Source organism: Georgenia sp. (assembly GCF_054605595.1).
On the sequence record NZ_JBTSDU010000017.1, the window covers coordinates 1 to 8,209 of the forward strand.

An 8,209-nucleotide genomic window follows, 5' to 3' on the forward strand; every position below is an offset into this window, starting at 1 on the left:
CAGCCGTCGCCGCGTACGCGGCCAAGGACGCGGCTGCCGCCGCGACCTACGGCGCCGGGGAGTCGGCCGCCGGTCCGGAACCGGGCCCGTCCGGCCCGGCGGACGACGAGAACAACGGCCGGGAGGACTGAACCCATGGATCCCGCAACCCTCGCCGCGATCATCCTCGTGGTCGGCATCTTCACCTGCATCGCCCTGGGAGTACCGATCGCCGTCGCCATCGGCCTGCCGTCGCTGCTCGCGACCATCGCCGTCATCGGCTTCGGCAGCGCCGTCATCGCCGGCCCGCAACGCCTGTTCACCGCGGTGAACAACTTTTCGCTGCTGGCCATCCCGTTCTTCGTCCTCGCCGGTGTGCTGATGAACTCCGGCGGGATCGCCGGCCGGCTCATCGACGCCGCCAAGGTCCTGGTCGGCCGCATGCCGAGCTCCTTGGCACAGACCAACGTCGTCGCCAACGCCATGTTCGGGGCCGTCTCCGGAGCCGCGGTGGCCTCCGCCGCGGCGATCGGCTCGGTCATGTCCCCGCGCATGGCCAAGGAGGGCTACGACAAGTCCTTCGCGACCGCCGTCAACGTGGCCTCCGCCCCGGCCGGGATGCTCATCCCGCCCTCCAACACGCTGATCATCTACTCGCTCGCCTCGAGCACGTCGATCGCTGCCCTCTTCATGGCGGGCGTCGGACCTGGTCTGCTGTGGGCGCTCACCTGCATGGTCGTGGCGTACGTCGGATCGCGGAAGTACGGCGGCCGGCCCACGACCGACCACCCGCGCTTCAAGGTCTCCCTGCTCGTGCTCTGGCGGGCGGTGCCCTCGCTGCTCATGATCGTCATCGTCATCGGCGGTATCCTCACCGGCCAGTTCACCCCGACGGAGTCCTCGGCCATCGCGGTGGTCTACACCCTGGTGCTCGGTTTCACCTACCGCACGGTCAAGGTGCGCGAACTGCCGGGGATCCTCCTGGACGCCGCTCGCACCACCGCCATCGTGATGCTGCTGGTGGGCGTCTCCGGTCTGCTGTCCTGGGTGATGTCCTTCGCCAGGATCCCCAAGCTCATCTCCGACACCCTGCTGGGCCTGAGCAGCAACGAGATCGTCATCATCCTGATCATGACGGCGATCCTGCTGGTCGTCGGGATGTTCATGGACCCGGCCCCGGCGATCCTGATCTTCACGCCGATCTTCCTGCCCCTGTGGGTGGGCGGGTTCGGGCTCTCCCCCATCCACTTCGGCATCTTCGTGACCTTTGCCTTCTCCCTCGGCGTCATCACGCCACCGGTCGGCAACGTGCTGTTCGTCGGCTCGAAGGTGGCGGGCATGCGGGTGGAGCCGGTGATCAGAAAACTGATCCCGTTCATCATCGGCCTGCTCATCGCGCTGCTCGTCACCGCGTTCTGGCCGGCGCTCAGCACCTGGCTGCCAACCACGATGGGCCTGATGGCACCGGGCTCGTAAGCCCACCACGCATTCCGCTCCACGAGGGCCGGCGCGCGCACCACGCGGGCCGGCCCTCGGCGCATCCTCGGCCCGCCCGTCCGCGAACGGGAGAGGGTGAACGTCGCCGGCGGATCCACCAGCTCGAGAGAGGTGTCGATGAACGACCAACTTCCGCCCCTGCACCGGCACTGGCTGGCCCGTGAGGCCCTCGGGCTGCTCGACTTCGGCCGGGCCGCCCGGGTCGACGACGGCGGCTTCGGCTGGCTCGACTCGGCGGGGGCGCTGAGCCCCGGCAAACCGCAGTTCCTCTACGTCACCGGACGGATGAGTCACGTCTATGCCCTGGGGGCTCTGCTCCTCGTCCCCGGCAGCAGGCCGCTCGCCGAGCATGGCGTACGTGCGCTGGCCTCCCTCTTCGCCGACCGCGAGCACGGCGGCTGGTTCACCTCCCTGGACGAGCAAGGCCGGCCGCTGGACACGACGAAGACCTCCTACCCCCACAGCTTCGTCGTCCTGGCCGGCGCCTCCGGATCGATCGCCGGCATCACCGGCGCACCGGAGCTGCTCGCCGCCGCCCTGCGTCTCGTCGACGAGCGGTTCTGGGACGAGGAGCACGGCATGGTCACCGAGCAATGGGACCGCGGCTTCGCCGAGCTGTCCGACTACCGTGGCCTGAACGCCAACATGCACATGCTCGAGGCCTACCTGGCGGCGTACTCCGCCACCGGCGACGCCGAGCTGCTGCACCGGTGCGTGCGCATCAGCGAGCGGGCGGTGGCCGCCGCCCGGGCGCAGAGCTGGCGCCTCCCCGAGCACTTCGACGCCTCCTGGCAGCCCCTGCTGGAGTTCAACGACGAGCGCCGCGACGACCCGTTCAAGCCCTACGGCTCAACCATCGGGCACTGGTTCGAGTGGGCCCGGCTGCTCATGCTGGTCGAGTCCGGGGTGCGCGACGCCGGACAGGACGTCCCGGGCTGGCTGCGCGAGGCCGCCGTCGCCCTGTTCGACGCCGGCACCCGTGAGGGCTGGTCGGTGGACGGCCGGCCCGGCTTCGTCTACACGGTGGACTGGGACGGCCACCCCGCGGTGCGCAACCGGCTCCACTGGGTGGTGGCCGAGGCGATCGGCGCGGCAGCCACCCTGCACGCGGTCACGGGGGAGCGGACCTACCGCGACCGGTACGCCACCTGGTGGGATTACGCACGCACCTACCTCGTCGACACCGAACGCGGTTCTTGGCACCACGAGCTCGACCTCGACAACAAGCCGTCGGCCCGGATCAAGGAGGGCAAGGCCGACGTCTACCACGCCCTCCAGGCCACCCTGATCCCTGTGCTGCCCGTGCGTCCCGGCCTGGCACGGGCGATCGCCGACGGGGTCGGAGGAGGAGGGAGATGACCACCCTGCGTATCGCGATGAACGGTGTCACCGGGCGGATGGGGTACGGGCAGCATCTGATCAAGGCCCTCCTGCCGATCCGGGCGGCGGGCGGGGTGAGGATGGCGGACGGCTCCCGCGTGCAGGTCGAGCCCGTGCTGGTGGGTCGGCGTGCCGACCGGCTGCGTGAGATCGCCGGCCAGCACGGCGTCGAGCGGTGGAGCACCGACCTCGACGCCGTCCTCGCCGACCCGGAGATCGACATCTACTTCGACGCCCAGGCCACCGGAGCACGGGCGGGGGCGCTCACCCGGGCGCTGCGGGCGGGCAAGCACGTCTACGCCGAGAAACCTTCCTCCGCCACCGCGGCGGAGGCGTTCACCCTCGCCCGGCAGCAGCAGGAGATCGGCCGGACCGCGGGCATCGTGCACCACATGCTGTACCTGCCCGGGCCCGCGAAGTTGCGGGAGCTGGCAGCGGAGGGCTTCTTCGGCCAGGTGCTCTCCGCCCGCCTGGAGTTCGGCTACTGGGTCTTCGCCGGGGAGCACCGCCCCGCCCAACGCCCGAGCTGGAACTACCGCACCGCGGACGGGGGCGGGATCACCTCCGACATGTTCACCCATCTGAACTACCTCATCGAGCGGCTCGTCGCCCCGGTCACGGGGGTCTACGCCGTCGCCACCACGCACGTGCCGCGGCGCTGGGACGAGGGGGGCGGGGCCTACGAGGCCACGGCCGACGATGCCGTCTACAGCACGCTCGACCTCGACGGCGGGGCGGTCGCAGTGGTCAACGCCTCCTGGGCCGTGCGCATGTTCCGCGACGAGGTACTGCAGATCCACGTCGACGGCACGGCGGGGTCGGCGGTGGCCGGTTTCCAGCGCTGCGCGATCCAGCCGGGCGCTGCCACCCCGGTGATGACCGGGGACACGCAGCGGCCCCTGGCCGATGAGCGGACCCGCTGGGTGGAGGTCCCGCCGGTGGGGGTGGCGGCCAACCCGTTCCGGCTGCAGTGGGAGGAGTACCTTCGCGATGTCGTCGCCGGCCGCCCACACGTCAACGACCTCGGCTCGGCCGCCCGCGGCGTGCAGCTCGGGGAGCTGGCGCTGCGCTCCTCCCGTGAGCGGCGCCGCATCGACGTCCCCTGAACGGCGCCCGAGGAACCTGGGCAGAGCGACTCCTGAGCAGACCGGAAGAGTGTGAGTGAGATGGAAGAGCAGGCAGCGCGCGGTGGGCAGGTGGTGGTGGGCTCACCGGAGGTGCGCGTGTTCGCGGACCGGCGGGCCATGGGCGAGGCGGCGGCCGCGGACGTGATCGCAGAGCTGCGGACACGGCTCGCCCAGCAGGAGGGCGTGCGGATCGTCTTCGCCGCGGCACCGAGCCAGCAGGAGGTGCTGGACCGGCTCGTCGCTGCGGACCTGGACTGGTCACGGATGACCGCGTTCCACATGGACGAGTACCTCGGCCTGCCCGCCGACGCACCGGAGCGGTTCGCCACCTGGTTGGACCATGCGCTGTTCGACCGTGTCCCGTTCGGGACCGTCCACCGGCTCCAGCCCGAACCGGACCCGGAGCAGGAGGTACGGCGCTACTCCGCGCTGCTGGCGGAGGCGCCCATTGACATCGTGTGCCTGGGCATCGGCCAGAACGGCCACCTGGCGTTCAACGACCCGCCGGTGGCCGACCTCACCGACCCGGTGCCGGTCAAGCTCGTCGAGCTCGACGAGGCCTGCCGTCGGCAGCAGGTCGACGACGACTGCTTCGCGTCCCTGGAGGACGTGCCCCGCCACGCCATCACGCTGACCATCCCACGGCTCCTCGACGCAGACCGGCTGTTCTGCGTGGTGCCCGGCCGCGCCAAGCGCCGGGCGGTGGAGGCAGCGCTCACCGCGCCGGTCTCCGCGGAGAACCCGGCCACCGCGCTGCGCACCCACGGCGACGTCATCCTGTACCTCGACACCGACTCCGCCGCGGAGAGCATCCTGCGGGCGGGGGACGGCAGCGGGGACGGCCACGCGGGGGCAGTGAGGTGACCCCGGGCAAGGGTGTCACGATCAGGTCGGTGGCTCGGGCGGCCGACGTCTCCATCGCCACCGTCAGCCGTGTCATGGCGGGGAGCGAGAAGGTCTCGTCCGCTCGTCGTGAGCACGTGCTGGCGGTGGCCAAGCGGCTGGGTTACCAGCCCAATGTCATGGCCCGCAGCCTGGCGACGGGCAGCTCACGGATGGTGGGCGTGGTGGCGCCGAACCTGTCCAACCCGTACTTCTACGACGTCATCCGTGGCATCGGCCGCGCCAGCGCCGCCGACGGCTACCGGATGGTGGTCTCCGACTCGATGGAGGACGCGGCGACGGAGCGAGAGCTGGCGCACGACCTGCTCCGGTTCGTCGACGCCCTCATCGTGCTCAGCCCCCGCGAGGACCGGTCGCACCTGGACTCGCTGCACGCCGCGGACAAACCGGTCGTGATGGTCCTCGGCCCCCGGCCGGCGACTGCGCTGCCGGACGTGAGCGTGGACAACTATGCGGGGATGCTGGCGCTGTACCACCACCTCGCCGGGCTCGGTCATCGTCGCGTGGCGTACCTGTCCGGTCCTCCGGGGGCGTGGCAGAACCGGCGGCGGCTCGAGGCGGGTGCGGCGGCAGCGGCGGAGCTCGGTCTGGACATCGTGGTGGTCGAGGCAGGAGGCACCATCCGAGCGGGGTACGAGGCGACCGACGGGGCGCTCGCCCTGGGACCGACGGCCATCAGCAGCTTCAACGACCTGGTCGCCCTCGGCGCGCTGCACCGCCTGGCCGAGCGCGGCATCCGGGTCCCGGAGGACATCTCCGTGACCGGTTTCGATGACATCGAGTTCAGCGGATACTCCTCACCCGGGCTCACCACGGTGCGCACGCCCCGGGAGGAGCTCGGACGGGCGGGCTGGCACGCCCTGTGCCGGATGATGCACGGCGAGCCCGTGCCCGCAGACGATCTGCTGTCGGCCGAGGTGGTCGTGCGCGGCTCGACGGCGCCGCCTACAGCTCCTGCCAGCGCCGGGCGATGACGTCGATGACGTGGCGTGGCTCCTCGGCCCACCATCGGTCCGAGAGCACCTCGATCTCGAACGGACCGGCGTAGCCGGCCCGGCGGGCGAGGGCGACGGCCCCGGGCAGGTCGATGCACCCGTCGCCGATCATCCCACGGCTGGCCAGGTGGTTGCCCAGCGGGAGCACCCAGTCGGACAGGTGAACGCCCAGCACCCGCTCGCCGGCGCGCAGCACCTCGCGCTCGAGGGCGTGGTCGTGCCAGCAGTGGTAGACGTCGACGATGAGCCCGAGGTGGTCGTCGTCGAACCGCTCGATGATGTCGTTGGCCTCCTCGAGGGAGGAGACGACGCTGCGGTCGGCCGCCATCATCGGGTGGAGCGGCTCGAGGCCGAGGCGCACTCCGACGGAGCGGGCGTGATCGAGGACGCGCTCGAGGCCGTCGACCACCTGTCGACGCGCCTCGGCGAGCCCGACGAAGCCGTCCGTGCCGCGGGCGGGGGAGGGGAGCCCGCCTGGCAGCAGCACGAGCGTCGGGGCGCCGACGGTCGCGGCGACGTCGATGGCGCGCATCGTGGCGTCCACGGCCTGCTGCCGGCCGGCGCCGTCGGCGGCGGGGAAGAACCCGCCCCGGCACACGCTCGTGAGAGCCAGCCCCGAGTCGGCGATGAGGCGGGCGGCCCGGGCGTCGCCGACCGGGGCGATGGTCTCCAGCCACGGCGCGACCGCGCCGAACCCATGGGCGACCGCCGCGTCGAGCAGGTCGGGCAGGGGCAGATCCTTCACGGTCCACGCGTTCAGGCTGACCTCGGACAGCTGCATCGTGCGTCCTTTCGTGGATGCGACCAGCGCCCGACGCGGGGGTGCGTCAGGCGCCGGCGACGGGTGGTCGGCACGGCCCGAGGGGCCCGGCCCGGGAACTACAGCAGGGCGTAACCGCCGTCGACCGGCAGGGTGTGCCCGGTGATGAACCGCGCCTCCTGCGAGAGCAGGAAGAGTGCGGGACTGGTGACGTCCGCCGGGTCGCCCAGCCGGCGCATCGGGGTGTGCCCCAGGATCCGCTCCCGGTTCTCCGGCACGCCGAGCATCTGGGCGGTCATCTCGGTGAGGATGTAGCCCGGTGCCACCGCATTCAGGCGCACCCCGGTCTCCCCTACCTCGGCGGCTAGGCCGCGGACGAGCTGGGAGAGCCCGGCCTTGACCGAGCCGTAGGGCACGATCCCCAGCAGCACCCGGTCCGCCGAGGTGGAAGAGAAGGCGAGCACGCTTCCCGGTGTCCCGGCACTCCCGCGCCGCAGGGCGTCGAAGAGCGCGCGCACGGTGCGGTAGAACGCCGAGAGGTTGACATCCAGCAGCCTGGACCAGTCCTCGTCGGTGACGTCCATGCCCGCAGTGCGGACCTGGATGCCGGCCGCGGTGACCAGGTGGTCCAGACCGCGCCCGTCGAGCCAGGCGAGCAGCTCGGCGGGGAAGTCTGCCGCGGCGACGTCGGCCACCAGCGCCGTCGCGCCGGCCGCCTCGGCCGCCTCGGCCACGGCCGGGCTGCGGTCGACGAAGAGCACGTGGGCACCCTCTGCGGCCAGTGCGGCGGCGACGTCCCGGCCCATGCCGCTCGCCGCACCGGTGACGATCGCGATCTGCCCGGCGAACCGCTTCATCGGGCGGCGCCGCCGTCCGCGCGGACGGCGGCCTTGGCCGCGGCCCGTGCCTCCTTGGCGGCGAGGAAGTCGGCCATGCGACCGGCGAACTCCGCACCCTGGAGCGTGTGGTCGCTCAGCTCGGCCAGCGCCGCGGCCGAGGCGCCGACGCCGTCGGCGAGCAGCTCGCGGTTGAGCCACTTCTTCGAGCGGGCGACGGCGTCCGGCGCGCCCGCGGCGATGCCCGCGACGACCTCGACGAGTTTGGCCTCGACGTCGTCGACGGCGTAGGTCACCAGGCCGAGCTCCTTGGCCTCGACGTGGCCGATCGTGTCACCGGCCAGTGCCAGTCGGGCGCCCAGGCGCCGGTTGGACGCCGACGGCATCGCACCGAAGTAGACGGTGGCCCAGACCCCGATCTTGGTCTCCGGCAGGCCGAAGGTGGCGTTCGGGCCGGCGATGACGACGTCGCTCCACGTCACCACCTCGACACCGCCACCGAGGGCCGAGCCCTCGACCACGGCCACCACGGGCAGTGGCGACGCTGCGATGGCCCGGAAGGTGGGCAGCATCCCGGTGACGAAGTACTCCTTGCCGGCCTCGGGCGTGTCGAGGGCGCGCATCGAGTCGATGTCGTTGCCGGCACAGAAGGAGCGGGCGTCGCCCCGCACCACGATCGCTCGGTTCGCGGGGTTGGTGGTGGCCCCCTGGACCGCCTCGCGCAACTCGGTC

The 8,209-nt window shown here is 71.9% G+C and carries 8 protein-coding genes; 5 read left to right on the forward strand and 3 right to left on the reverse strand.

Annotated elements, in window-relative coordinates; translation table 11 throughout:
- Positions 1–135 precede the first annotated feature (135 nt).
- The 5 genes from ACYC1Z_RS03950 (at position 136) to ACYC1Z_RS03970 (ending at position 5,860) form a co-directional block, all read left to right on the forward strand.
- Entirely contained in the window at positions 136–1,455 is a 1,320-nt protein-coding gene (locus ACYC1Z_RS03950) for a TRAP transporter large permease (protein WP_461408237.1), read from the forward strand.
- 138 nt (positions 1,456–1,593) lie between these two features.
- Positions 1,594–2,835 carry an AGE family epimerase/isomerase gene (locus ACYC1Z_RS03955; protein WP_461408238.1) on the forward strand — a complete coding sequence of 414 codons (1,242 nt, stop codon included), beginning with the start codon at positions 1,594–1,596 and terminating at the stop codon, positions 2,833–2,835.
- Positions 2,832–3,962, forward strand: a complete 1,131-nt coding sequence (locus tag ACYC1Z_RS03960) for a Gfo/Idh/MocA family protein (protein ID WP_461408239.1) — start codon at positions 2,832–2,834, stop codon at positions 3,960–3,962. Before ACYC1Z_RS03955 ends, ACYC1Z_RS03960 begins: the two co-directional genes overlap by 4 nt.
- 60 nt (positions 3,963–4,022) lie before the next feature.
- Complete coding sequence (locus tag ACYC1Z_RS03965; RefSeq protein WP_461408263.1) at positions 4,023–4,847, forward strand: glucosamine-6-phosphate deaminase; 825 nt, start codon at positions 4,023–4,025, stop codon at positions 4,845–4,847.
- Positions 4,848–4,876: 29 nt separating this feature from the next.
- Complete coding sequence (locus ACYC1Z_RS03970; protein ID WP_461408240.1) at positions 4,877–5,860, forward strand: LacI family DNA-binding transcriptional regulator; 984 nt, start codon at positions 4,877–4,879, stop codon at positions 5,858–5,860.
- Here ACYC1Z_RS03970 and ACYC1Z_RS03975 read toward each other — a convergent pair.
- From ACYC1Z_RS03975 to ACYC1Z_RS03985, 3 genes are all read right to left on the reverse strand, one after another.
- Positions 5,832–6,662: a sugar phosphate isomerase/epimerase family protein gene (locus tag ACYC1Z_RS03975; RefSeq protein WP_461408241.1), complete on the reverse strand. Its 831-nt coding sequence runs from the start codon at positions 6,660–6,662 to the stop codon at positions 5,832–5,834. The genes ACYC1Z_RS03970 and ACYC1Z_RS03975 overlap by 29 nt on opposite strands.
- A 98-nt stretch (positions 6,663–6,760) precedes the next feature.
- Positions 6,761–7,498: an SDR family NAD(P)-dependent oxidoreductase gene (locus ACYC1Z_RS03980; RefSeq protein WP_461408242.1), complete on the reverse strand. Its 738-nt coding sequence runs from the start codon at positions 7,496–7,498 to the stop codon at positions 6,761–6,763.
- On the reverse strand, positions 7,495–8,209 hold a 715-nt coding region (locus tag ACYC1Z_RS03985; protein ID WP_461408243.1), incomplete at its 5' end, for an enoyl-CoA hydratase/isomerase family protein. The genes ACYC1Z_RS03980 and ACYC1Z_RS03985, both read right to left, overlap by 4 nt.